A 393-nucleotide genomic window follows, 5' to 3' on the forward strand; every position below is an offset into this window, starting at 1 on the left:
CGGAGGGTCGGCGGAGGGTCGGCTAGCCATATGCAAGTTCAATTACAAGAATCTGGTACCGAATTGGTCAAGCCAGGTGCTTCCGTCAAATTGTCTTGTAAGGCTTCCGGTTACACATTCACTAACTACGCGATGCACTGGGTTAAGCAAAGACAAGGTTTGGAATGGATTGGTTGGATCAATCCATCTGACGGTCACACTAACTATAATGAAAAGTTCAAGTCTAAGGCTACTTTAACCGTTGACAAATCCTCATCTACTGCTTACATGCAATTATCCTCTTTGACCTCCGAAGACTCTGCTGTCTATTACTGTGCTAGACCATGGTTGATGGGTTTGTACAAGGCTTGGTTCGCTTACTGGGGTCAAGGTACTTTGGTCACTGTCTCTTCT

Annotated in this window: 1 protein-coding gene; it reads left to right on the forward strand. The window is 45.5% G+C overall.

Annotation, left to right across the window (positions count from 1 at the left end; translation table 11 throughout):
• Window positions 1–30 precede the first annotated feature (30 nt).
• A partial coding sequence (locus OO258_RS27375) for an immunoglobulin heavy chain variable domain-containing protein (protein WP_266035041.1) occupies window positions 31–393 on the forward strand: 363 nt, incomplete at its 3' end.

It is taken from the genome of Pseudomonas sp. DCB_BI, from assembly GCF_026240995.1.
Classification (GTDB): Bacteria; Pseudomonadota; Gammaproteobacteria; order Pseudomonadales; family Pseudomonadaceae; genus Aquipseudomonas.